Below are 22,141 nucleotides of genomic sequence, written 5' to 3'. Positions count from 1 at the left end.
ATCGGCACCTCCACACACGGTCCGACCTCATAGCCTGGTTACACCTATGTGAAAGCAAATGAAAACTATGTCTGAGTACAGGAACTGTAAATCGTTCGCCTAGGTCACAAATTCGGTGGCGGCGGTTGTGCTCTCGCATTGCCGGCTCTCACCCTGGCAACTGCCGCGTGATGCTCGAAACAAGTAGCCTTACTCTCAGGTGGCGAGGGGGGTGAAAGAAGTTTCAATGCGCATAGCGTTGGCAGACGACGACGTCCTGCTACGCGCAGGTCTCGCCAGCTTGCTCGAACGATCAGGCTTCGAGATCGTCGGGCAGGCGGGCGACGCGACAGGGCTGCTCGGCATCGTCCGCGAGCAGCGACCCGACCTCGCCATCGTCGACATCCGCATGCCCCCGGGCTACTCGACGGAAGGGCTCGACGCGGCCCGCGTCATCCGCAAGGAGCATCCCGGGATCGGGATCCTTCTCCTGTCCGCGCACACCGAGGTGGAAGAGGCGATGGAGCTTCTCGCCGCCGGACAGCGTGTGGGTTACCTGCTCAAGAGCCGGATAACCGATGTCGCCGACTTCGTCGAGACGGTCGAGCGGATCGCGCAGGGAGGCTCGGTCGTCGACCCGGGGCTGGTGCAGGAGCTGATCACCGCCCATCACCGGGACGATCCGCTGGAATCGGTCACCCGACGGGAACGCGAAGTGCTGGCCCTCATGGCGGAGGGCCGGTCCAACGCCGGGATCGCGCACCGGCTGTGGATCACCGAGGGCACGGTCGAGAAGCACGTGCGCAGCATCCTCACCAGGATGCAGTTGCCCGAAACCGAAGACGACCACCGGCGGGTGCTCGCGGTCCTCAAATTCCTTGAAACCCGGTAGCGCGGTTCCCCGGGTGTTCTCAGCCGCCCCCCGCCGGGCCGTCACCCGCGGCTCCGAGGACCTGTTCGATGGCCGAGCCCGACAGCTCGGGCTTCGTAACGAATCCGGCGGCCGGGCAGGAAGCGATCACGTCGGCGAAGTCGGCCTCGGCGTACGAGGAGGTCAGGATCGTGCTCGGCCGCCACGACGGTGGCAGTTCGGCGAGCCGCTCCACCAGATCGAAGCCGCTCTCACCGCCGAGATCGACGTCGATGAGGGCCACGTCAGGACATAGCCTCTCCGTCTGCGCGAGAGCCTCCGCGATGGTGGACGCGACGCCGGAGACAACGATGCCTTCTCGCTCCAGCACAGCGCGGGCGACTCCGAGAAAGCGATCGTTGTCGTCGACGAGGAGACAACGAATAGCCACGTCTGCAGCCTGCCGCCCGGACGGGGGAGCCCGCATTGCGGCTAGCCGGAATATCCGGAGACCGCCAGCAGGTGGTCGGGGTTGGCGGCTGCCTGCGAAGACACACCATCCCCTGATGGCGAAGGCTGAGGACATCGGCATCCAAGCAAGCAATGGAGTGAACACCGTGTGCCAGCACCAGCCACAATGCCCGGCCGCCAGCGCGTACGACCACGCGGCTGCCCGTGTGGTCTCCGCACACCCCGAACAGGGCTGGAGCCTCCTCTGCAACGGTGTCGTCGTCTTCGACGACACCGGTGAGCTGCTCCCCGACGGTCACGCCGTCCCACCGCACCGTGCGGAGGTACTGGTCGCCGCCTGAGGGGTCGGCGCCGGCGTAAGTACGCGTTTTGAGTAGCCGGGATTGTCGGCAGGCGTACGACGACGGGTGGCACCCGATTTGACCAGGCGACGCTACGTCGCCTTGTTGTGGGTGGCCGTCCTGGTCGCCGTCGGGTGGGCGTTCCTCAAGGCTCCGGGGGCTTCCGATGAGAAGTTCTCGATGCCGGGGATCGAGTCGCCGAAGGCATTCGATCTGATCGAGCAGCGGTTCCCGGGGGCCACGGCCGACGGTGCCACCGCCCGGGTGGTGTTCGTCGCGCCCGACGGGCAGAAGGTCACCGCGTCGGCCAACAAGGCGGCCATCGAGAAGGCCGTGGACGAGTTGGCCGGCGGGTCGCAGGTCGCCAACACCGCGGACCCGTTCGAATCGGACGCGGTCAGCAAGGACGGCTCGACGGCGTACGTGACCGTCACCTACAAGGTGCCGTCCAGCGATGTCACCGACGCCAGCCGCGAGTCGGTGGAGAAGGCCACCGAGCAGGCCAGGGACGCTGGGCTGACCGTGGAGGCCGGCGGCGACGCGCTGGACAACACGGGACTCAGCGGGGTGGCCGAGATCATCGGCATCTCCGTGGCCGCCGTCGTGCTGCTGCTGCTGACATTCGGGTCACTGGCCGGGGCCGGGCTGCCGCTGCTGACCGCGACCCTGGGCGTGGGGATCAGCTTCGGGTCGATCACGGCGCTGGCCGACGCGCTCGGCCTGTCCACCAATACCGGCACGCTGGCCATGATGCTGGGCCTGGCGGTCGGGATCGACTACGCCCTGTTCGTCGTGTCCCGTTACCGCGAGGAACGCGCCCGGGGCCGCGAGCCGCAGGAGGCAGCCGGGCTGGCCGTCGGCACCGCCGGGTCGGCCGTCACCGGCGTGCTCGACTGGTCCGATGCGGGCCAGGGCGATGCCCTGTTCGACCTCGCCACCTTGACGCTCGGACACCAGGAGCACCTTGGCGACGTCGTCGCCGGCTATGGCACCGGCGTCGACCTCGACGTGGTCCGCGCGTGGTGGTCGTTGCGAAGCCTCCAGGCGGTCCGCTGGCTGGTCGAGCACGGCTTCGACCCCTTCGCGCCAGGCTGCGAGATCGACGTGCTGAGATCCCAGCTCTGAGGCTGCACGACTCCGACGGCTGACAGCGCCTCGGGTGGCCGACCTGGGGAATCGCGGGGGAGGGGCTCAGGCGGTGTCCTGGGCCCATTGGACGAACTGCACGACCACGCCGTTGGGGTCGGTGATCTGGAACAGGCGTTCGCCCCAGGGCTCCTCGCGCAGCGGCATGGTGATCTCGACTCCGGCGTCGCGCAGGCGCTTCTCCTGCCCGGCCAGGTCGTCGGCGAGGGTGTACGCCAGGATCAGGCCGCCGGCGCGCTGGTCGCGCTGCTCGGGCGGAAGCACCTGGATGCCGCGGGCGAGCAGGACGACGTCGAACGCGTCGGGCCGCGTCAGGGACGCGAAGCCGTCGGCGGCCTGCTGGACGGTGTAGCCCAGGTGACTGGTGAAGAACTCCTGCGAGGCGGTGACGTCGTCGACGGTCAGCGAGACGGTGGAGGCGGTGAACTGCACGGGTCTCCTTCAGGTGCGGTGGCGGTTCGCGTGGTTGCGGGTCGGTAGCTGCGGCGGCGGGGGACGATGCGGGCCCCCCTTGGATTCAGCGTTCCATCGGCGCAAACTTGCGACGGACGTAAATTTAGCCCAGGGCCCAAACGGGTGTCAACATAAAGATGCTACGAGGGTAAGGTTGCCCCATGGCCACCCAGACTCCCGTCCCTGCCGCCGGGCTGCGCGAGACCAAGAAGCAGGAGACCCGGCAGCTCATCTCCGACCATGCGACCCGGCTGTTCATCGCCCAGGGCTTCGAGCAGACGACCATCGCCGAAATCGCCGCCGCCGCCCGCGTCGCCAAGAAGACCGTCACCAACTACTTCCCCCGCAAGGAAGACCTGGCGCTGGACCACCAAGAGGAGTTCGCCGCCTCCCTGGCCCACGCTGTCACCACGCGACGCCCGGGGGAATCGGCGCTCGCCGCGCTGCGCCGCGCGTTCACCGGCGCGGTCGCCGTCCAGGACCCGGTCGCCGGGTTCTCCGGTCAGGAGTTCGCTTGCATGATCGCCGACAGCCCCACGCTGACCGTCTGCCTGCGCGGCCTGCACGACCAGCGCGAACACCGCCTCGCCCGGGCCCTCGCCGACGCCACCGGCGCTCAGGTCGACGACATCACCGTCCAGACCGCCGCCGGCCTGCTGGGCACCGTCCACCGCGTCCTGTTCCAGCGCATCCAGACCCTCACGCTCGCCGGACACTCCAACGACGAGATCGCCCGCACCATCGGTGCCGAAGCCACCCGAGCCTTCGACCTGTTGGAACCCGCCCTGTCCGACTACGCCACCGCTTGATCCCACCCGGCCTGACCCGCAGACCATCGGCACCTTCACCGATCTCGACATGTTCAAGAGGCCTGGGGGCGCGTCCAGGTCTCGTGGAGGCCGCGCCAGAGCAGGCCGTTGCGGGCTTCCGGAGCGGGTACGAACATCGCCACGGCTCGGCGGACGCTGTCGGGATGATGTTCCTCGTAGGTGACGACGGTCAGGCCGTCGCGGTCCAGGAGAACGCGCGGTTCGCGAATCCGGATGCGCAGCCCGGGTACGGTGCCGTGGGCCCTTTCCATGGCGGCGCGCAGGTCCGGGAGCGTGAGCATGGCGCCGTCAGGGTCGTACCAGGTGAAGTCCGGCGTGTGCATGTCGAGGAAGCCGCCCAGGTCGGCCGCCGTTCCGCCCAGCCAGGACTCGATGAAGCGGTGGTGCTCGATGACCTCGTCGATGGCGTTCATCGGGCGGCCCACGTGCGGAGCGGAGTGAGTTCGACGTCGAAGAGGGCCTCCACTTTGTCCGGGGCGCCGTCGTAGAAGCGCGCGTTCTCGGGGGCGGACAGCCAGCGGTAGGTGTCCGCGACTCCCGCCGCGGCCGCCTCGCCGATCACCGGGGCCATGACCGCCTGGAACGTGCCGGGCTCCAAGGAGACGTATTCCACGCCGAAGACGGACGCGAGTTCTGGGCCGGTGACGACGTCCTTGCCGCCGATGTCGATCGAGGTCCCGACCAGATCGTCGCGGTCGAAAGCGGCGGCGGTGAGGGCGCCGAGGTCGTCGTGGGCGAGCCAGGCGACCCGGTGGCCGGGCGGGATCGGGTAGGACAGAACGCCCCCGGCCGGGTGGAGGTTCTCCAGGTAGACGGGTGGTCGCAGCACGACGGCGGGGATGCCAGAGGCGAGCAGGGCGTCGGCCGCGGCGCGCCTGGTCTCGAAGGCGGCGACGGACGTTGGGGCGGCCGGCAGGCGGTTGCCGGTGTTGAGGACGATCCGTTCGCACCGGCGGGCCGCGGTGATGATGTTGTCCACGTATCGCGCCACGCGGTCCCGGTCGAACACCATCGGCAGCGTCACCGATGCGCGGGACACGCCCTCGAACGCGGCCCCCACCGCCGCCGGGTCGGCGAGGTCGCCGTTCTTGCGGCTGAAACCCCGGACGCCGTGCCCGTCCCGTTCGAGGTGCTTCGCGACGGCCCCGCCCTGCGCGCCGGTGGCGCCGATCACCAGGTATGTCTCGGTCATGGCGCCCAGCGTGCCGGAGGCGTCGAGTACCTTCCATAAACATGAGCCCGGGTCTGATTAATGATCGTCCAGCAGATCTCCTTGATGAGCTGCTGGCTCCGCTGCGGCTGGAGGGCGTGTTCGTCAGCCACTGGGAGGCCCGGGCGCCCTGGGGGCTCCGGGGCGACCGGGAGCGCAACGCGATCCTGCACTACGTGCGGTCCGGCGAGTGCGCGATCACGATGCCCGGGACGTCCGAACCGGTCATGCTGGGCGCCGGCGGGCTGGCGGTCTTCCCGCACGGGACGGCGCACGAACTGGCGGACCGGCCGGGGCGCGCCACGATTCCGCTGGACCTGATGCTCCCCGGGCGCCCGGCGGGCAGCACCACCGAGGTGCGGGTGGACGGCCCCGGCCCCATGACCGATTTGCTCTGCGGCGGCCTCCACTACGACGACGCCGCGATGTCGCCGCTGTACCGGTCGCTGCCGGAGATCATCGTGCTCGACCGTGCGCTGCTGGCCGCCGAGCCACTGCTGTCCGGGACGCTGGAGGGATTGACTCCGCGGTGCGGGGGGCTGGCCGCGCTACGCGCGTTCGAGCTGGTCTTCGTGCTGGCGCTGCGAGTGGCGCTGGACCGCCTCGGCGGGATGCCCCCGGCGCTGCGCGATCCGGCGATCGGGCGGGCGCTGCTGGTGATCCAGACTCGGTACGCCGAGCCGTGGACGCTGGAGTCGCTGGCCCGGGAGGCGCGGATGTCGAGGTCGGCGTTCGCGGCGACGTTCACCCGGCTGGTCGGTGAAGCGCCTGCCCGCCACCTGGCCGGGCGGCGGATGCGGGAGGCGGCCCGGCTGCTCGGCGAGACCGCGACACCGCTGGCGGCCATCCCCGAACGGATCGGGTACCGCTCGTCCGTGGGCTTCCACCTGGCGTTCCGCCGCCATTACGGAGTCCCGCCCGGCGAATACCGCCGAGCGCGGCACCAGGCCGTGCCCCGTGGATCACGGGGTGGGCTCGCGGAGCCGGTTCCGGATTGACGCGACGTCAATGGTGCCCTGGTAGACGCGTTCAAGGGACGGCGTGCAGGCGTGCATCGTGCATGGTCGCGGGCCGGTGCCCGGGGGACAGGCAGGGCCCTTGGCCTTCGGCCAGTTCGGCGAGCCGGTGCAGGACGATGCCCTCGCGCAGTGCCCAGGGACAGATGGTGAGCCGGTCGAGCCCGAGCACGTCCATGATGGCCTCGGCCACGATGGCGCCGGCGAGTATCTGGTGGGCGCGGCTCGCCTTCACTCCGCGCAGCCGGGCCCGCTCCTTGTCCGGCAGTCTCGCCAGCTTCGGGATCCAGGGGTGCAGCTCGTCGCGGTGGAGATGTCGTTGGCGGTAAGGGCCGGCCTTCGCCTTGGGAGCCCCGCAGAGCCGTGCGAGCTGGGTGAAGGTCTTGGACGTTGCCACGGCCAGGACCGGCGCGGGCCGTCCGGCGATCTCCGTGGTCGCCTCGGCGAGCACGGATCTGACGTGCGCGCGGAGCGCCTTGCGCGTGCGCTTGCGCACGGGCGGCGACGGCGGCAGGTGGTGCCGTGTGAGGCGGCCGGCGCCGAGCGGCAGCGACAGCGCGATCTCCGGCTCGCGTCCCGCGCCGTAGGCCAGCTCCATGGAGCCGCCGCCGATGTCGGCGAGCAGCATCGGCCCTGCCGACCACCCGTACCAGCCGCGGGCGGCGAGGAAGGTCAGGCGCGCCTCCTGCTCGCCGGTGATGAAGCCGAGGGTGACACCCGTCGCGGCGCGGACCTCGGCGGCCACGTCGTCGCGGTTGGCGGCGTCGCGCAGCGCCGACGTCGCGAACGGGACCAGCTCGCCGACGTCGAGCGCGGCGGCCGCGGCCGTCGCCTCCCGCACCGCGGCGATCAGCCGGCCGACGGCGGGACGGCCGATGACGCCGCGCCGGTCGGTGGCCTCGGCCAGCCGCACGGCGCTCTTCACCGACCGGACCGGCCGCGGCGCGTGGCCGACGGAGAGGTCGGCCACGTGCAGATGGGAGGAGTTGGAACCGATGTCGAGCACGCCGAGGCGCAGGGGGGACTCGTCCATGCAGCGCCTTTACCCCGCCTCCCCACGACCAGTCCCCGACGCCACGCCACAGCGTTGGCTCGGTGCTACGGAACCTGTGTGCGCTACGAATCGGGCGACCGACCGGAGCAGCTTGCCGAGCAGCGTGACATACCGGCGAGCAAATGCGCTGTGGGAGATACCGGTGGCGAACACCCCCTCCGTCCGCCGCCGAAGGGTCACCCGCGTCTTGGGAGCGATGCCGGGTGGCCGGCCCCGCCCCCCACCTCCTCCGTTCGAATGTGAGGGGCGGGGCCTCAACTCCGGCCGCACGGGACGGATGCGCGGAATCCCAGCCCTCCGCCCTCGACCACCAGTGGGCCGGCGCCCTCGTACGGCACGAACAGGGCCTCGCCCGGGCTGAGGAGTTCGGTGGCGTCACCTCGCGTCACGTGCAGGACGCCCTCAATGCAGAGGATCGCGCTGGGACCGGGGGCCGGAATGCCGATGTGCGGGCGTGGGCGCAGTCTGGTCAGCTGGAACTGCGGGGCGGGAGTGACGTACAGTTCCTCGCCCGTCGCCAGGGTGCGCGGCTCCAGCACTTCAGGCCGCGTCGGGGTGAAGTCGGTGACGGCTGTGAGCTCGGACTGGTCGATGTGCTTGCCGGTCAGGCCTCCGCGAAGCACGTTGTCGGAGCAGGCCATGATCTCGATGGCGGTCCCGCGCAGGTAGGCGTGGATGGTGCGCGGAGCCGTGTAGAGGGCCTCGCCGGGTCGGAGCGTGATCAGGTTGAAGAGCAGGGATGCGACGACCCCCGGGTCTTGCGGGTGGTGGGTCGCGATCATTGCGGCCGCGCGGTGTGCGGGGTCGGGGCCGCCGCCCGGTACCGCGGCTTCGCCGATCTCGGCGACCAGGGCGGGACGGTCCGCGACCGGCCATTCGTTCAGTGCGCCCAGCGCCGCCTCGGAGCCGCCCTGTTCCAGGATGTCCGCGACGCGTCGCAGCCGGGGACCGTCCAGGCGGCGCAGCAGGCGCGCGGCCGCCTCGGGCGCGCGGAAGCCGCACAGCGCGTCGAAGGTGGTGACGGCGTAGACCAGTTCCGGCTTCGGCCAGTCGTCGCGGTAGTTGCGCGTCGGGGCGTCGAACGGGATTCCGAGCGCCTCTTCCCGTGCGAATCCGCGGTGGGCCTGGTCGGCATCGGGGTGCACCTGGATCGACAGCGGCTCGGCGACCGCGAGGATCTTGAGCAGGAACGGGAGGCGGTCGTGTGCGGGGCCCAGCAGGCCGGCCCGGTCCGCCTCGATCGCCTTCAGGAGGTCGTTTCCGCCGGCGATTCTGGACGGCGCGGCCGGATGCGTCCCGATCCAGACCTCCGCCTCGGGGGCGGCGGTGGGGGACGGCCTGCCCTGCAGGTCCGCGATGGTCGTCCGTGAGCCCCACGCGTAGTCGCGTACGGGGTTGTCCAGCCGGTAGAGCTGCGTGCCAGTGTGCATTTCGTCAGGGTCTGCAGGTCGATGGAGAACGGTCCGGCGGGACCCGCGTCCCGCCGGACCGTTCAGGCGCTTACTTGGTGAGCGGGGCGAGCTTGGGGTCGGTGGCGTACGCCTGGCCGGCGTTCTCCTTGGTCACGATGACCGGCGGGAGCAGGTACGCGGGGACGACCTTGGCGCCGTTGTTGTAGGACTTGGTGTCGTTGATCTGGGGCTTGCCGCCGCCCTGGAGGGTTTTGACCATGTTCACGGTCTCCCCGACGAGCTTGCGGGTGTCCTTGTTGATGGTGGAGTACTGCTCGCCGGCCATGATCGACTTGACGGACTCGACCTCGGAGTCCTGGCCGGTGACGACGGGGAGCGGCTTGCCGGCGCCCTTGACCGAGGTGAGGATCGCGCGGGCCAGGGTGTCGTTCGGCGACAGCACGCCGTCGACGTTCTTCTTGCTGTAGGTGGAGGTCAGCAGCGAGTCCATGCGCTGCTGCGCGCCCTCGGCCTTCCAGCCCTGGATGGCGGTCTGCTTGATGTTCGTCTGGCCGGAGCCGACCTTGACCTCGCCCTTGTCGATGAGCGGCTTGAGGACGCTCATCGCGCCGTTGAAGAAGACCGCGGAGTTGTTGTCGTCCGGCGAGCCGGAGAACAGCTCGATGGTCCACGGGCCCTTCGGCTTCTTGGCCTTCATGCCGTCCAGCAGGGCCTGCCCCTGCAGCTGGCCGACCTTGAAGTTGTCGAACGCGATGTAGTAGTCGACGTCCTTGGTGTTGGTGATGAGCCGGTCGTAGGCGATGACGATCGCGCCGGACTGCTTGGCCTGCGCCACCTGGGTGGACAGCTGCGCGGCGTCGGTCGCGCCGATGACGATGACCTTCGCGCCCTTGGTGACCATCGAGGAGATCTGGGCCTGCTGGTCGGCCACCGTGGTCGAGGCGCCCGCGTACTGCACGTCGGCCTTGAACCCGGCCTGCTTGAGGCCGTTGGTGAACAGGTCGCCGGCCAGGACCCAGTTCTCGGACGTCTTGGCGGGCAGCGCGACACCGATGAGGGAGTCCTTGGCGAAGCCCTTGCCCCCATCGCCGCTGTCCGAGCCTTCTCGGTCGTTGGAGCAGGACGCGGCGGTGAGCGCGAGCATGGCTGCCGCGCCGACCGCGAGGGTCTTGGTAAAGAGTGAGCGCATTGTCGGGTGGCCTTTCTCAGTGTCTTGCGAGGGGTGGTGGTGCCGTGGTCAGCCGGTGGCCGTGGCCTTGTCCGCCTTATCGGCCGTGTCGGCCTCGCCAGACGGCGGTGAGATCGTGTCCGGCGGCGACGTCCCGTCGTCGCGTTTGAACGGACGCATGATCGATCCGAAGACCGAGAAGCGGCCCTGCTTGTTGTTGTAGACGTCCAGCGCGGCGGCGAGCAGGAGCACCAGGCCCTTGATGATCTGCACCCGGTCCGAGCCGACGCCCTCGAGCTGCAGGCCGTTGTTGAGCAGGGCCATGACCAGACCGCCGATGATCGAGCCGCTGATGGTGCCGAGCCCACCGGAGACGGCGGCGCCGCCGATGAACACCGCCGCGATCGCGTCGAGCTCCCAGTTCAGGCCGTCCTGCGGGCCGGAGGCGGCCGACCGCGCCACGAAGATCATGCCGGCCAGTGCGGCGAGGATCCCCATGTTCGTCATGACGAGGAAGTTGACCCGGCGGAGCTTCACGCCCGACAGTTCGGCGGCGCGGGCGTTGCCGCCGACCGCGTAGATGTGCCGGCCGCCGGCGGCGTTGCGGGTGTAGAACGAGTAGGCGATCACCAGGGCGGCCAGGATGATGCCGGAGATCGGCAGGCTGGTGCCGACCCGGCCGCCGGCGAAGCGCAGCGTGGCGAAGATGATGACGCCGAGCATCACGGCGAGCCGGATCCCCGAGACCCACAGCGGGGTGAGATCCGCGCCCATCTGCTGCCGTACCTGCCGGGCGCGCCATTCCCGCCACACGACCGCGACGCAGGCGGCCAGGCCCAGCAGCAGGGTGGGGTTGTTGTAGCCGGTGTCGGGCCCGACCTCGGGCAGGAAGCCGGCGCCGATCTTGCGGAAGCCCTCCGGCACCGGCACCGTGTCGGCGTTGCCGACGTACTGGTTCGCGCCGCGGAACAGCAGCATCCCGGCCAGCGTGACGATGAACGCCGGCACCCCCGCATAGGCGACCCAGAAGCCCTGCCAGGCGCCGATGGCGGCGCCGACGAGCAGGCCGAACGCGATCGCCGCGGGCCACGGCAGATTGTGCTCGTCCATCGCCTTGGCGACCATGATGCCGGTGAACGCGGCGACCGAGCCGACCGACAGGTCGATGTGGCCGGCGACGATCACCATCAGCATGCCGACGGCGAGGATCAGGATGTAGGAGTACTGGCTGACGACCGCGATGAGGTTGCCCGACGTCAGGGTGAGGCCGTCGGTGAGGACCTGGAACAGCAGCACGATCGCCACCAGCGTGAAGATCATGCCGAACTGCCGGGCGTTGGACGTGGTGCCCCCGAAGAGGTTCTTCTTCAGCTCTTGGTATCGGCTCATGGCGTCGCCGTCTTCTTGGTAGAGGTCATCTGCTTCATGAGGAGTTCGGGGTCGGCTTCGCCGCGCGGCACCTCGCCGGTGATGGTCCCCTCGAACACCGTGTAGATCCGGTCGCACAGGCCGATCAGCTCGGGAAGCTCGGAGGAGATGATGATGACCCCCTTGCCCTGGCTGGCAAGCCGCTGGATGATCCCGTAGATCTCGTACTTGGCGCCGACGTCGATGCCGCGTGTCGGCTCGTCGAGGATCAGCAGGTCCGGATCGGTGAACATCCACTTCGCCAGGACGACCTTCTGCTGGTTGCCGCCGGAGAGCTTGGTGACGCCCTCGTCGACCGTCGGCGTCTTGATCCGCAGGCTTTGGCGGTACTCGTCGGCGACCTTGTGCTCCCGGACCCTGTCGATCACGCCGCGCCGGACGATCTTCGACAGCTTGGCGGCGACGACCGAGGTCTTGATGTCGTCGAGGAGGTTGAGCCCGATCGCCTTGCGGTCCTCGCTGACGTAGGCCAGGCCGTTCTTGATGGCGTCGGCGACCGTCTTGAGCTGGACCTCCTTGCCGTCCTTGTAGACGTGCCCGCCTTCCCAGACCCCGTAGGACCGGCCGAACAGGCTCATCGCCAGTTCGGTGCGCCCGGCGCCCATGAGGCCGGCGAAGCCGACGATCTCGCCGCGGCGGACGGTGAAGCTGGAGTTCCTGCAGACCAGCCGTTCGGCGGAGACGGGGTGGCGCACGCTCCAGTCACGGACCTCGAAGAACACCTCGCCGATGGCGGGGGTGCGGTCGGGGAACCGTCCGCTCAGTTCGCGGCCCACCATGCCGCGCACGATGCGGTCCTCGTCGACCCCGTCGGCCTGGACGTCGAGCGTCTCGATGGTCCGCCCGTCGCGCAGGATCGTGATCGAGTCGGCGACGGCCGCGATCTCGTTGAGCTTGTGCGAGATCATGATCGAGGTGATGCCCTGCCGCTTGAACTCGCGCAGCAGGTCGAGCAGGTGCCGCGAGTCGGTCTCGTTCAGGGCCGCGGTCGGCTCGTCCAGGATCAGCAGCTTCACGTCCTTGGCGAACGCCTTGGCGATCTCGACCAGCTGTTGCTTGCCGACGCCGATGTCGCTGACGAACGCGTCAGGGTCCTCCTTGAGGCCCACCTGCTCCATCAGCTCCAGAACGCGGTGGCGCGCGCCCCTCCAGTCGATCGCGCCGCCCCGTCGCGGCTCGTTGCCCAGGAAGACGTTCTCGGTGATCGACATCCCCGGCACCAGCGCGAGCTCCTGATGGATGATCACGATGCCGGCGTTCTCGCTCGCGCGGATGTCGCCGAACCTGACCTCCTTGTCGCGGTAGACGATCTCTCCGCTGTAGGTGCCGTGCGGGTGGACGCCGCTCAGCACCTTGACGAGGGTCGACTTCCCTGCGCCGTTCTCGCCGCAGATGGCGTGGATCTCGCCGGTGCGGACTGCCAGGTTGACGTCCGCCAGGGCGGTCACGCCCGGGAACGTCTTGGTGATCGACCGCATCTCGAGCAGAACCGGAGCGGGGCCCGCGTCCGTGACGCGATCGCCGTCCATGGCGGGGCCGGCGTCCTTGCCGGGGCTCGTGTCCTTGGCGGGATTCATGCCCGATGCCCCCTGCTCCGCAGCCCGCCACGGCTGCGCGTGTCCGGTCCCGGGGGGACGCGGCGTGCCTCTGACATCAACTTCTCCGATGATCTTGTGTTGCCGTCGGCCGTGGTCATGAGGGTTCGGCGTGACCCGGCCGGGCGCACGCGTGTGACGCGCGTTACGTCGAGCACCTTAAATCCAATTGTTTTACAAAGTCAAAGGCAAGCGCCAGAATAGAGTCGGCGCCGGTCAGGGGACCGGGCGGAAAGGACCTTCGTTGCGGCGAGCAGGCACGAATCTTCCCAAGGTGGGGCGCTACAACCGGGCGGTGGTGCTGGATCAGATCCAGCTCGCCGACGGCATCAGCCGGGCCGAGATCGCCGAGCGCACGGGGCTGACGCCGCAGACCGTCTCCGGGATCACGCGGAAGCTGCTCGACGAGGGGATCGTGCGCGAGGACGGATCCAGCCGCGTCGCGGGGCTCGGGAAGCCCCGGACGAGGCTGCGGATCAACGGCGACGCCGGCAGCGCCGTGGGGCTCCACTTCGATCCGGTGGAGCTCGCCTGCGTGGTCGTCGACCTGGTCGGGCACCCCCTGGTGCTGAAGCGCCGCCCGACGCCGCCCGGTGCCCAGCCGGCCGAGGTCGTCGCGGCCATGGCGGACCTGGCCGGCGACGTCCTCTCCGAAGCCGAAGTGCCGCGCGAGCGCGTGCTCGGCCTCGGCCTGGCCAGCCCCGGCCCGATCGACCAGGACCACGGCATGGTCGTCGCCCCACCCAAGCTCGCCCACTGGACGCGCGTGCCGATGAAGCAGTTGCTGGGCGAAGCCACCGGCCTGCCGGTCACGCTGGACAACGACGCCACCGCCGCCGCGATCGGCGAACGCTGGTCAGGCGCCGGCCGGGGGGTCGCCAACTTCGCCTACTTCTTCTTCGGCACCGGCACCGGCGGCGGGCTGATCCTGGGCCACCAGGTCCACCGGGGCGGCTCGCTCAACGCCGGGGAGTTCGGGCACACCTCCGTGCAACTGGACGGTCCGCGCTGCTACTGCGGAAACCGAGGCTGCCTGGAAAGCCTGGTCAGCCCCGCCGCCATCACCGCCGAGACGCACCGCAGGCTCGCCGAGGAGCCCACCGGCAGCACGCTCGCGGTGCCGTTCCAGCGCGCCCCGGCCACCGTCGACCACGACGCGGTTCTCAACGCCGCCGCGCAGGGCGACCCGCTCGCGACCGCGGTCATCGGCGACGCCGCCGAAATCGTCGCCTCCGTCGCCGTCAACGTCGTCAACATCGCCGACGTGGACCTGATCGTGCTGGGCGGTCGCGGCATCAGGCGCGTCGAGTCGATCTACCTCGACGCCGTCACCAAGGCTCTCGCGACCAGACCGCTCTCGCGCCACGTCCGGGTCGCCGATGTCGCGGTGTCACCCCTCGGTCCCGACGCCGCCGTCGTCGGCGCCGCGTCGCTCGTACTGCACGCCACCTACTCCCCACAGCTCTCGGCGCTCCTCGAGGACTGACCAGAGCGATCCCGTTGCTCCCACCAAGGAAATGCTCATGGACCATGACGTCGTGCTCGCGGTGGACATCGGCGGCACCAAGATCAGCGCCGGCCTGGTCGGCGCGGACGGACAGGTGCACCGGCAGGCCGAAGTCGCCACCCCCGCCACCGAAGCCCTCCTGGAGGAGGCGATGCGCGGGCTGCTCACCTCGGTGTCCGAGGGCGCGGCTCCGCGCGCGGTCGGGCTCGCTTCCGCAGGCCCGGTCGACCCGCGGAGCGGCCGCGTGAGTCCGGTGAACATCCCGGCGTGGCGAAACTTCCAGCTGCTCGGCCTGGTCGGCGTCATCATGCCCGGCGTACCCTCCGTCCTGGTCGGGGACGGTATCGCGGCGGCGCTGGGCGAGCACTGGCTCGGCGCGGGCCGCGGCGTGGAGTCGATGCTCGGGATCGTTGTCTCAACGGGCGTCGGCGGCGGTCTCGTTCTCAACGGTGCGGCCTACCCGGGCCCCAGTGGCAACGCCGGCCACATCGGCCATGTCGTCGCCGACCCCGCGGGCCCGCCCTGCTCCTGCGGTGCGACCGGATGTGTCGAGGCCTACGCCAGCGGCCCGTCCATGGTCCGATGGGCCCGCGACCAGGGCTGGACGGGCGCGGACGCCCGCGCCCTCTCCGCCGATGCCGCCCAAGGCGACGCCGTCGCCCTCGCCGCGTTCGACCGGGGCACCCAGGCACTGGCCCGCGGCATCGCCGCGACGGCCGTACTGTGCGACCTGGACCGCATCGTGATCGGTGGCGGCGTGGCGGCGGCCGGCGAGCTGCTGTTCGCGCCACTGCGCACACACCTGGCCGGTTTCCTCACGCTGGACTACGTCCAGCGGCTGACCGTGGTGCCGTCAGAGCTCGGCCGCTCCGCCGGCCTGCTCGGCGCCGCCCGAAGTGCGCTCCCGGCCCCCTACCCCGCACCTGCCTGGTCGGCGCCGTAGGTCGACCAACGTTCCGGGGCGGTAGACCGCTGAACTCGGCATCGCATTCCCGATCTAGTTGATCAACCTCTGTACCGCCTGCAGTCGCTCTCCGGCCCGGATGGCGTCCTGCTCACTCCGAGAGCCAATTTCCACGATCGCCCAATGGACATCGACCGCCTCCCGAGCCAGGGTTTGCGCTTCACTCGCGGCATCCGGGGCGATATGGGAGGCGGCATGGAAATGGTAGAGAAGCCCCCGCCGTCGAACCCCGGGAATGTGGTGGTCGCCATTGCCGATTCACGGACCGCCCGGACGGCATTCGCGCAATCACCGCCCGATGGGTCCGCCCGATCGTGGGCCCACAATGCGGCGCGGGCCAGCGCTATCGGTATGTGAGCGAGGCCCTTGATACGCACTCCGCTGCCGGCATACGAATGAAGGCCGGCGATGGAGAAACGGCTCGGCCGATGGGGCGCTGCCGGGGGCGGGGTCGCCTGTTCAGCCTGCCCCGACCGCGTCGGCCACCGCGCGGAAGGCGACCGACAGTTCGGCGTAGTTGGACGAGTAGCCGATGTCCTGGGAGGTTTTCACGATCACTACGCCGTTGCGCGGGCTGACGTAGACGTATTGTCCGAACACGCCGTTCGCCGAGTAGTCGCCCGGGGTGGGGGCGGTCCACCACTGGTTGCCGTAGCCCCAGCCGAGCTGGCCGATCTTGTCCGGCCGGGAATAGGGGGCGGTGACGCGGGCATCGCGCACCCACCCGGCAGGCACGACCTGCCGTCCGCTCGCCTTGCCTCTGTTGAGATAGAGCAGCCCGAAGCGGGCCAGATCGCGGCTCGTCGCGTGATAACAGCAGTAGCCCAGGCCGTTGCCCGCCCAGTCCTTGCCGAGGTACAGGGGGGACTGCATGCCCGCGGGCTTCCAGATCTTCTCCTGGACATAGGACGCCAGCGATCGTCCGGTCGCCTTGGTGAGGACCCAGGCGAGTACGAAGGAGTCCAGGCTGTTGTAGTTCCACTTGGTGCCGGAGGGCCTCTCACGGACAGCCTCCCCGGCGACCTTCGTCATCGGGGTGCCCAGGGCCACGCGCAACTGGGCCGCGGTGGCGCCGGTGGTGAAGTTGAAATAGTTTGACTCGTCCCACTTCACGCCAGACGCCATGTGCAGCAGATCGCGCAGCGGAACGCCGTCGTACCCGGTGCCCTTCAGCTCGGGCACGTAGCGGGTGACCGGATCTCCGAGCGCGTGGATCTTGCCCTCGCGGAGCGCCACACCGAGCGCGGTGGCCGTGATCGACTTACCGATCGACCAGGTGTTGAACCGGCTGGTGGGGCCCTGCCCCTCGAAGTAGCGCTCGTCGACGACCTTGTTGCCGCGCAGGACCACGAAGCTGAGCGTCGAGCTGCGCCGCAGGAAGTCCGACAGCGTCCGGCGCGTGCCGTTGTAGGTGTAGCCCACCTTCAGGGGCTTGCCCTTGCCTGTCAACTGCACCGGCTTGGGGGACGGCTGCACGGGCGTGAGCGGGTAGTGGGGGAGGTGGATCAGCGCGGGGAAGGGGATCTGCTCCTGCTGCGCGGCGGCGGCTTTCGCATTGGCCGTCTTCGCGTGGCCGGCCGTCGTACCTGCGACGACCACCACGCCGGCGGTGGCCACCACTGGCACCAGGAGAGCGGCGATCGTGACCTTGGTGGGAATGGGCATAGTGATCAAGCCTCGGATGGTCGCTACCGTCAGTGGGCGCGACTCTAACAGACATAGATGTCTGTATGACCGTATGACGTGGATCTGCACCGCCCGGGACCTCGGCTTCGTACTGTGAGCTGGGCGTCACGTCGTCGCCCTGCGCTCCAGTTCCGCTGAGCACAGCTGTCGCAGGCCGGTCAGGTCGACCTCCCGGTAACGGTAGGGACGCCCGCGGTCGTCTCTGCCCCCGTACGCCGGGGCTTGGAGAGACGCGAGGCGGTGATCAACCTGGCCACCTCGGCCACCGCGCCCGCGCCGAGCACCGCGACCTCGTTCCACTTCTCCAGTGGGACCGCGACTCGGGGCGCGGCGGACCTCATCGGTGTCCCACCCCCAGGTACGCAGGGCGGTCGCGGCGACATGTTGCACGGCATGCAGTTCGTGGTCGAGGTAGACCGCCGTGGCCGAACAATCCGCTGTGCGACTTTGCGTCGAGCCGGATGAGGCAGGCCAGGGCGGAATTCCGGACGTAGGGACTGTCATCGTGCGCGGCAGCGTCGGCGAGTGCCGTTGTAGGGCGCGCTGGAGCGCTACAAGGCCATCGGCGAGTAAAGCGCCGGCTGATTCGGTTCACCCTCGGTGGTCAGCCGGTCTGCCTTCATCTGTGCACCTCGGAGGACTCCCTGTGCGAGGCGCCCATCGCGAACGGATCGTCGTTGCGGAGGGCCTGGGCTGGAGGTGACAATCCTGGAGGTGCCGGCTGGTCATTTCGGCGAAGTGTTGGGGGCGTTGCTTGTGAACGCCGCATGTCTGCGGTGCGCCTTGGTATGCGCGCCAGACGTCGACCACTTCGCTTCGCCCACCGGCTGACGTGCGTCGTTCGCGGTGGGCGCTTCCCCTCATGGGAGGCCGCCGTAGTGTCCGAAGACTTCTTGCCCGATGATCGCCGTCCGCTGGCAGCGGTCCTTGCCGCCAACGTCGTTTCGATCACCGGGAATTGCCTTACGAGTATGGGCGTGCCGTGGTTCGTGCTGCAGAGCACGGGCAGTGCCGCTAAGGCCGGGATCGTCGCGTTCTGCGCGATGCTGCCCGTGGTAGTGGCTGCGCTTGTCGGTGGTCCGGTCATCGACCGGATCGGGCGGCGGCGGGTGGCCGTGATGTCGGACCTCGCCTGCGGAGTGGCCGTTGCGGCAATCCCGTTATTGCAGTTCACCGACGTCCTGAATTTCTGGATGCTGTGCGTGCTGATGGCAGTCACAGGGCTGTTCCGTGCGCCAGGTGAAACTGCTCGCGGTGTGCTGTTGCCCGCGCTCGCCGAATGCGCGGGCATGCCGCTGACCAGGGCTGCCGGATTGTACGACGGTGCGTCACGCTGTGCGGCGCTGACCGGATCGGCTCTCGGGGGTGTGCTGATCGCCGCTATCGGCGCCGAGTACGTCCTGCTGGTGGATGCCGTGACCTTCGCCGTGTCCGCTCCGCTGTTCGCAATCGGGGTGCGCGACCTGTCTGAGGCGCGAGCCCGCCCGCCGGCCGAGCCGGCGTCGCTGCGTGTCCACCGTCGTGAGCTGGGGGAGGGTTATCGCTTCGTGGCGGCCACGCCGTTGCTGCTGAGCGTGTGCCTCATGACCCTGGTGACCAGGGGCCTCGACCAGGGGTTGGAGTGCCGTGCTCCTCCCGGTACATGTCCGGGAGGAGCTGGGGTGTTCCGTCGAACTCGGTCTGCTGGAGGCTGCGTTCGGGGTCTGCGCACTTACCGGGGCGCTGGTCTATGGGGTGGTGGGCAGCCGCTTTCGGCGGTGGCCGGTGTTCACGATCGCGCTTCTCATCGTGGGCCTGCCGCGGTTCGTGGTGGCCGCCTTCACGGACACTTTCGCGCCACTGGCGTTGACGATGGCGGTTGAGGGGCTCGCCTGCGGTGTGCTCAACCCCATCATGGCCACAGTGACGTATGAGACCGTGCCGGAGGAGCTTCGCAGCCGCGTGCTCAGCGCGACAACAGCCTCGTTCCAGCTGGTCACTCCGCTGGGCGCGCTGACTGCGGGCTTCCTCGTGAACTCGGTCGGCCTGTCCTTCGCGCTGCTGGCGACCGGCGGCGTGTACCTGCTCGCCACGCTGTGCCCGGCGATCTTCCCTGCCTGGAGGCGGATGGATAGTGCCGGGTCTCCGAAGGCGGCGGCGAATCGGCTGGAGCGAGCACGTTGAGGGACAGAGTTAGAAGGCCGGCCGATCTCCTGACAGACCATGGCCGCCGGTGGGTAGTCACAATGAGTGCGCCCCGCTCGACCACAGGAGTGCTTCTTGCCCGCCGTGCCAGTCCCCCCGCCCGCACCCGAAGACGCGTCCACCTGAACCGAGTTCACCGCCAAACTCCGCGCCCTGCATGAATGGTGCCGTCGCCTGAGAGCGAGGTGGCGAAGTGGGTCGCTCATCGGCGCCTGCTCGCCGATCCGGGTTCGGTCGGGGAGGCCGCCTCGCCGCGGCGCTTATCGTGGCGTGGGCGCTGGTTCGCGGTCGCCGGGGTCGTGGTGGTGGCCGTGGCGGGGACCGTCTGGGCCGTCGCCCAGGGTGCGGACGCCGGGTGCCAGCAGGTGAGCGGCTCGATCGAGGACTCGCGGACGCGGCGGACCTGGGACCACCTCTTCCAGTGCCCGAACCGGCCGCGCGTCGCCGTCTACGAGAAGGCGGGGTTCGGCACCGAGGTCGCCGTGCTGGAGACCGACCCGAGCTGGTTCATCTGCTGGACGCGCGGTCAGCGGCACTCCGGCGGCAACGACGTCTGGTACTACACGCAGGGCGACCGGTCGACCGGGATGCCCGAGCTGGACGGGTGGGGGTACGTTCCCGCGTCCGATCTGCGGGTCGGGGACGCGCCCGATCCGGGGCTTACACGGCACTGCTGACCTGCGCGTTCGCTGTTCTGAACGTTCTGAACGGCGCCGGGCCGAACCGGCAGGGCCATCCGCTGTCTAAGCTGCTGGGGACCCCGCACGCTCCACCCCGCAACGAAGCTCAGAGAAAGGGTGAGGCGACGGGTGAGGGCGGCCGCGCCGGTGCCGGCCTGGGCCGCGGCGGGCGCCAGGACGGTGGCGAGCCCCGCGACGGCCATGCCGGCGACGGTGATCCGGACCTTGTTCACGCCGCCCCCTACTTGGACCACTTGTGCGAGCGGATGGAGATGCCCGCGGCGCCGACCGGCTGCGAGGTGACCGGCATCGGGTCGTAGAGCTCGGTCCCGTAGTTGGCGTACTTGTAGAACCGGACTTTGTTGTACGGGTCGCTCGTGTACCCGTTGTTCCAGATGCTGTAGACCTTGAAGCCGTGCGGCTTGCACTGGATGGCCCCGCCCTGCCAGTCGGGGTCGTTGCCGGTCCAGTTGCAGCGGACGCCGGTGGCGTTCTTGCCGCTCCACACGCACACGTCGCCCTTCGGGCAGACGCCGTCGGTGCTCCTGGTGGTCGCGGCCATCGCCGCCGAGGGCGCCATGGCGGTGATGGCCCCCGCCACCACCGCGCCGGCCAGCAGGCCGGCCCGGATCTTGTTCATCTCTCTCCCCGTCGTTCGCTCAGTAGACCTTGGAGCAGGTCTTGATGGTCCTGCCGTTGACGTCCACGGCCTTGTCGTCGCCGTTGCCGGGCCCGGTCAGGAAGTAGGCCGACACCCAGCCCCCGCCGTCCGCCGACGCCGCCGCCCCCGCCGGGAGCGCCCCCAGCGCGGCCCCCGCCGCGAGGGCGCCCACCATGATCCGTGCCTTGTACATCCCTTTCTCCCCGCTCGTGTGCATCAACGCCGATCACGTTAGAGAAGCGCGTTATCGAACCCTTATCGCCCATCCGGCGAGATGAGCTCGCGCTGGGGCGTGCGGGCCTTGGGCCGGCGCGCCAGTAGAACGTGTTCTACTGGTTCTGGAATAATGACTGGACAGGTGTCCGGCGTCGGAGGGCCGGCGTCGTCCCACCGCCCATCGAGGAGAACCATGGCCATCCGCGTTCTTCACGTGGCGACCGGCAACGTCGGCCGCATCGCGCTGTCACAGCTGATCGAGGACCCTCGCTTCGTTCTGGCCGGGCTGGTCGTGTCGAGCCCCGAGAAGGTCGGGCGGGAGGCCGGCGAGCTCGCCGGCCTCGACACGGTCACGGGTGTGGTGGCCACCGACGACCTGGACGCGGCACTGGCGGCGCGGCCGGAGTGCACCGTCTATTGCGCGCTCGGGGAGACCCGGCTGTTCGAGGCGCTCGGTGACATCCAGAAGATCCTCGCCGCCGGCAGCAACGTCGTGGCCTCTTCACCGGTGCCGCTGATCCACCCCTGGGACGTGTTGCCGCAGCGCATGATCGACCCCGTGGAGGACGCCTGCCGGACGGGCGGGGCGAGCATCTTCGTCACCGGAGTGGACCCCGGGTGGGTCAACGACTTGCTGCCCTTCGCGATCGCCGGCACCTGCCAGCGGGTGGAGCAGGTGCGCTGCTCGGAGATCGCCGACTACGCGACCTATGACGGCGGACCGGTCATGTTCGACTTCATGGGCTTCGGCCGGCCCGTCGGGGACCTGCCGAAGATGTTCAAGCCCGGAATGCTGGCGGCGTCCTGGGGGGTCAGCCTCCGGATGCTGGCCCGGGGGTTCGGTTTCGACCTCGACGAGATCACGGAGTGGTTCGAACAGGAGCCGGCGCCGGAGGCGTTCGACGTGGCCGCCGGGCACATCCCCGCGGGCGGAGTGGCGGCGATGCGGTTCCAGATCCGTGGCCTCGCCGGCGGCAGGGAGGTACTCGTCATCGACCACACGACCAGGCTTCGCGGCGACCTGCGTCCCGACTGGCCACAGCCGGCACAGGACGGGGGCTCCTACCGGGTCGAGATCGTCGGCGAACCGTCCTACCGCGTCGACGTCTGCCCGACCAGCGCCAAGGGAGACCACAACTACGCCGCGATCGCCGCGGGCGCCGGGCGCATCGTCAACTCGATCCCCGACGTCGTCGCGGCGCCGCCGGGGCTTCGGACACCGCTCGACCTGCCCTTCAACACCGCCCGAGGCGTCTTCGCAACGACACTGGCCGGCTGAGACCCAGGAGA

General features: G+C 69.6%; 22 protein-coding genes and 1 pseudogene. 11 read left to right on the top strand and 12 right to left on the bottom strand.

Going from position 1 to position 22,141, the window contains the following annotated elements:
- The first annotated feature begins 226 nt into the window (after positions 1-226).
- Entirely contained in the window at positions 227-871 is a 645-nt protein-coding gene (locus ACQPXG_RS27655; RefSeq protein ID WP_433462032.1) for a response regulator, read from the top strand.
- A gap of 19 nt (positions 872-890) precedes the next feature.
- On the opposite strand, the gene ACQPXG_RS27650 is transcribed toward ACQPXG_RS27655, so the two are convergent.
- Positions 891-1,316, bottom strand: a complete 426-nt coding sequence (locus ACQPXG_RS27650; protein ID WP_433462031.1) for a response regulator — start codon at positions 1,314-1,316, stop codon at positions 891-893.
- A gap of 130 nt (positions 1,317-1,446) precedes the next feature.
- Between ACQPXG_RS27650 and ACQPXG_RS27645 the strand changes: the two genes are divergently transcribed.
- Positions 1,447-1,641 carry a DUF5999 family protein gene (locus ACQPXG_RS27645; protein WP_433470062.1) on the top strand — a complete coding sequence of 65 codons (195 nt, stop codon included), beginning with the start codon at positions 1,447-1,449 and terminating at the stop codon, positions 1,639-1,641.
- A 78-nt stretch (positions 1,642-1,719) separates the two neighbouring features.
- Complete coding sequence (locus ACQPXG_RS27640; protein WP_433462030.1) at positions 1,720-2,766, top strand: MMPL family transporter; 1,047 nt, start codon at positions 1,720-1,722, stop codon at positions 2,764-2,766.
- Positions 2,767-2,832: 66 nt separating this feature from the next.
- Here the strand turns inward: ACQPXG_RS27640 and ACQPXG_RS27635 are convergent, their stop codons facing one another.
- On the bottom strand, positions 2,833-3,219 hold the full coding sequence (locus ACQPXG_RS27635) for a VOC family protein (protein ID WP_433462029.1): 387 nt from the start codon (positions 3,217-3,219) through the stop codon (positions 2,833-2,835).
- 182 nt (positions 3,220-3,401) lie between these two features.
- Between ACQPXG_RS27635 and ACQPXG_RS27630 the strand changes: the two genes are divergently transcribed.
- Positions 3,402-4,049, top strand: a complete 648-nt coding sequence (locus ACQPXG_RS27630) for a TetR/AcrR family transcriptional regulator (RefSeq protein WP_433462028.1) — start codon at positions 3,402-3,404, stop codon at positions 4,047-4,049.
- A gap of 53 nt (positions 4,050-4,102) precedes the next feature.
- Here ACQPXG_RS27630 and ACQPXG_RS27625 read toward each other — a convergent pair whose 3' ends face one another.
- Both ACQPXG_RS27625 and ACQPXG_RS27620 read right to left on the bottom strand, forming a co-directional pair.
- Complete coding sequence (locus ACQPXG_RS27625) at positions 4,103-4,483, bottom strand: nuclear transport factor 2 family protein (protein ID WP_433462027.1); 381 nt, start codon at positions 4,481-4,483, stop codon at positions 4,103-4,105.
- Positions 4,480-5,262, bottom strand: a complete 783-nt coding sequence (locus ACQPXG_RS27620; protein WP_433462026.1) for an SDR family oxidoreductase — start codon at positions 5,260-5,262, stop codon at positions 4,480-4,482. Before ACQPXG_RS27620 ends, ACQPXG_RS27625 begins: the two co-directional genes overlap by 4 nt.
- Before the next feature lie 41 nt (positions 5,263-5,303).
- Between ACQPXG_RS27620 and ACQPXG_RS27615 the strand changes: the two genes are divergently transcribed.
- Positions 5,304-6,278 (top strand): AraC family transcriptional regulator, encoded by a 975-nt coding sequence (locus ACQPXG_RS27615; protein WP_433462025.1) that lies wholly within the window; start codon positions 5,304-5,306, stop codon positions 6,276-6,278.
- 31 nt (positions 6,279-6,309) lie between these two features.
- On the opposite strand, the gene ACQPXG_RS27610 is transcribed toward ACQPXG_RS27615, so the two are convergent.
- The 5 genes from ACQPXG_RS27610 to mmsA all read right to left on the bottom strand — a co-directional run bounded on the left by ACQPXG_RS27610 (position 6,310) and on the right by mmsA (position 12,887).
- Positions 6,310-7,329: a Ppx/GppA phosphatase family protein gene (locus ACQPXG_RS27610; RefSeq protein ID WP_433462024.1), complete on the bottom strand. Its 1,020-nt coding sequence runs from the start codon at positions 7,327-7,329 to the stop codon at positions 6,310-6,312.
- A gap of 275 nt (positions 7,330-7,604) precedes the next feature.
- Positions 7,605-8,780, bottom strand: coding sequence for a mannose-6-phosphate isomerase, class I (gene manA, locus ACQPXG_RS27605; RefSeq protein ID WP_433462023.1), 1,176 nt, complete (start codon positions 8,778-8,780; stop codon positions 7,605-7,607).
- Positions 8,781-8,850: 70 nt separating this feature from the next.
- A complete protein-coding gene (locus ACQPXG_RS27600) occupies positions 8,851-9,951 on the bottom strand; it encodes a substrate-binding domain-containing protein (protein ID WP_433462022.1) in 1,101 nt (366 codons plus the stop codon).
- Between the two features lie 48 nt (positions 9,952-9,999).
- Positions 10,000-11,319 (bottom strand): multiple monosaccharide ABC transporter permease, encoded by a 1,320-nt coding sequence (gene mmsB / locus ACQPXG_RS27595; RefSeq protein WP_433462021.1) that lies wholly within the window; start codon positions 11,317-11,319, stop codon positions 10,000-10,002.
- Entirely contained in the window at positions 11,316-12,887 is a 1,572-nt protein-coding gene (gene mmsA / locus ACQPXG_RS27590) for a multiple monosaccharide ABC transporter ATP-binding protein (protein ID WP_433470061.1), read from the bottom strand. The genes mmsB and mmsA overlap by 4 nt, the downstream gene beginning before the upstream one ends.
- Before the next feature lie 340 nt (positions 12,888-13,227).
- On the opposite strand from mmsA, the gene ACQPXG_RS27585 reads away from it, so the two are divergent.
- Positions 13,228-14,439: an ROK family transcriptional regulator gene (locus tag ACQPXG_RS27585; protein WP_433462020.1), complete on the top strand. Its 1,212-nt coding sequence runs from the start codon at positions 13,228-13,230 to the stop codon at positions 14,437-14,439.
- 37 nt (positions 14,440-14,476) lie between these two features.
- On the top strand, positions 14,477-15,403 hold the full coding sequence (locus tag ACQPXG_RS27580; RefSeq protein WP_433462019.1) for an ROK family protein: 927 nt from the start codon (positions 14,477-14,479) through the stop codon (positions 15,401-15,403).
- Positions 15,404-15,883: 480 nt separating this feature from the next.
- Here the strand turns inward: ACQPXG_RS27580 and ACQPXG_RS27575 are convergent, their stop codons facing one another.
- Entirely contained in the window at positions 15,884-17,089 is a 1,206-nt protein-coding gene (locus ACQPXG_RS27575; RefSeq protein WP_433470060.1) for a serine hydrolase domain-containing protein, read from the bottom strand.
- A gap of 788 nt (positions 17,090-17,877) precedes the next feature.
- Between ACQPXG_RS27575 and ACQPXG_RS27570 the strand changes: the two are divergent.
- From ACQPXG_RS27570 to ACQPXG_RS27560, 3 genes and pseudogenes are all read left to right on the top strand, one after another.
- Positions 17,878-18,699, top strand: a pseudogene (locus ACQPXG_RS27570) (MFS transporter); the annotation flags it as partial.
- Between the two features lie 37 nt (positions 18,700-18,736).
- Entirely contained in the window at positions 18,737-19,273 is a 537-nt protein-coding gene (locus ACQPXG_RS27565) for an MFS transporter (protein ID WP_433462018.1), read from the top strand.
- 206 nt (positions 19,274-19,479) lie between these two features.
- Complete coding sequence (locus tag ACQPXG_RS27560) at positions 19,480-19,971, top strand: hypothetical protein (RefSeq protein WP_433462017.1); 492 nt, start codon at positions 19,480-19,482, stop codon at positions 19,969-19,971.
- A 244-nt stretch (positions 19,972-20,215) separates the two neighbouring features.
- On the opposite strand, the gene ACQPXG_RS27555 is transcribed toward ACQPXG_RS27560, so the two are convergent.
- Both ACQPXG_RS27555 and ACQPXG_RS27550 read right to left on the bottom strand, forming a co-directional pair.
- Positions 20,216-20,614: a peptidase inhibitor family I36 protein gene (locus ACQPXG_RS27555; RefSeq protein WP_433462016.1), complete on the bottom strand. Its 399-nt coding sequence runs from the start codon at positions 20,612-20,614 to the stop codon at positions 20,216-20,218.
- A gap of 19 nt (positions 20,615-20,633) precedes the next feature.
- A complete protein-coding gene (locus ACQPXG_RS27550) occupies positions 20,634-20,828 on the bottom strand; it encodes a hypothetical protein (protein ID WP_433462015.1) in 195 nt (64 codons plus the stop codon).
- Positions 20,829-21,044: 216 nt separating this feature from the next.
- Between ACQPXG_RS27550 and ACQPXG_RS27545 the strand changes: the two genes are divergently transcribed.
- Positions 21,045-22,130, top strand: a complete 1,086-nt coding sequence (locus ACQPXG_RS27545; RefSeq protein WP_433462014.1) for an NAD(P)H-dependent amine dehydrogenase family protein — start codon at positions 21,045-21,047, stop codon at positions 22,128-22,130.
- Positions 22,131-22,141: the final 11 nt, after the last annotated feature.

The organism is Spirillospora sp. CA-128828 (assembly GCF_050945415.1).
In the GTDB taxonomy this organism is placed as follows: domain Bacteria; phylum Actinomycetota; class Actinomycetes; order Streptosporangiales; family Streptosporangiaceae; genus Spirillospora.
This window is presented reverse-complemented; position numbering and strand designations above follow the sequence as displayed.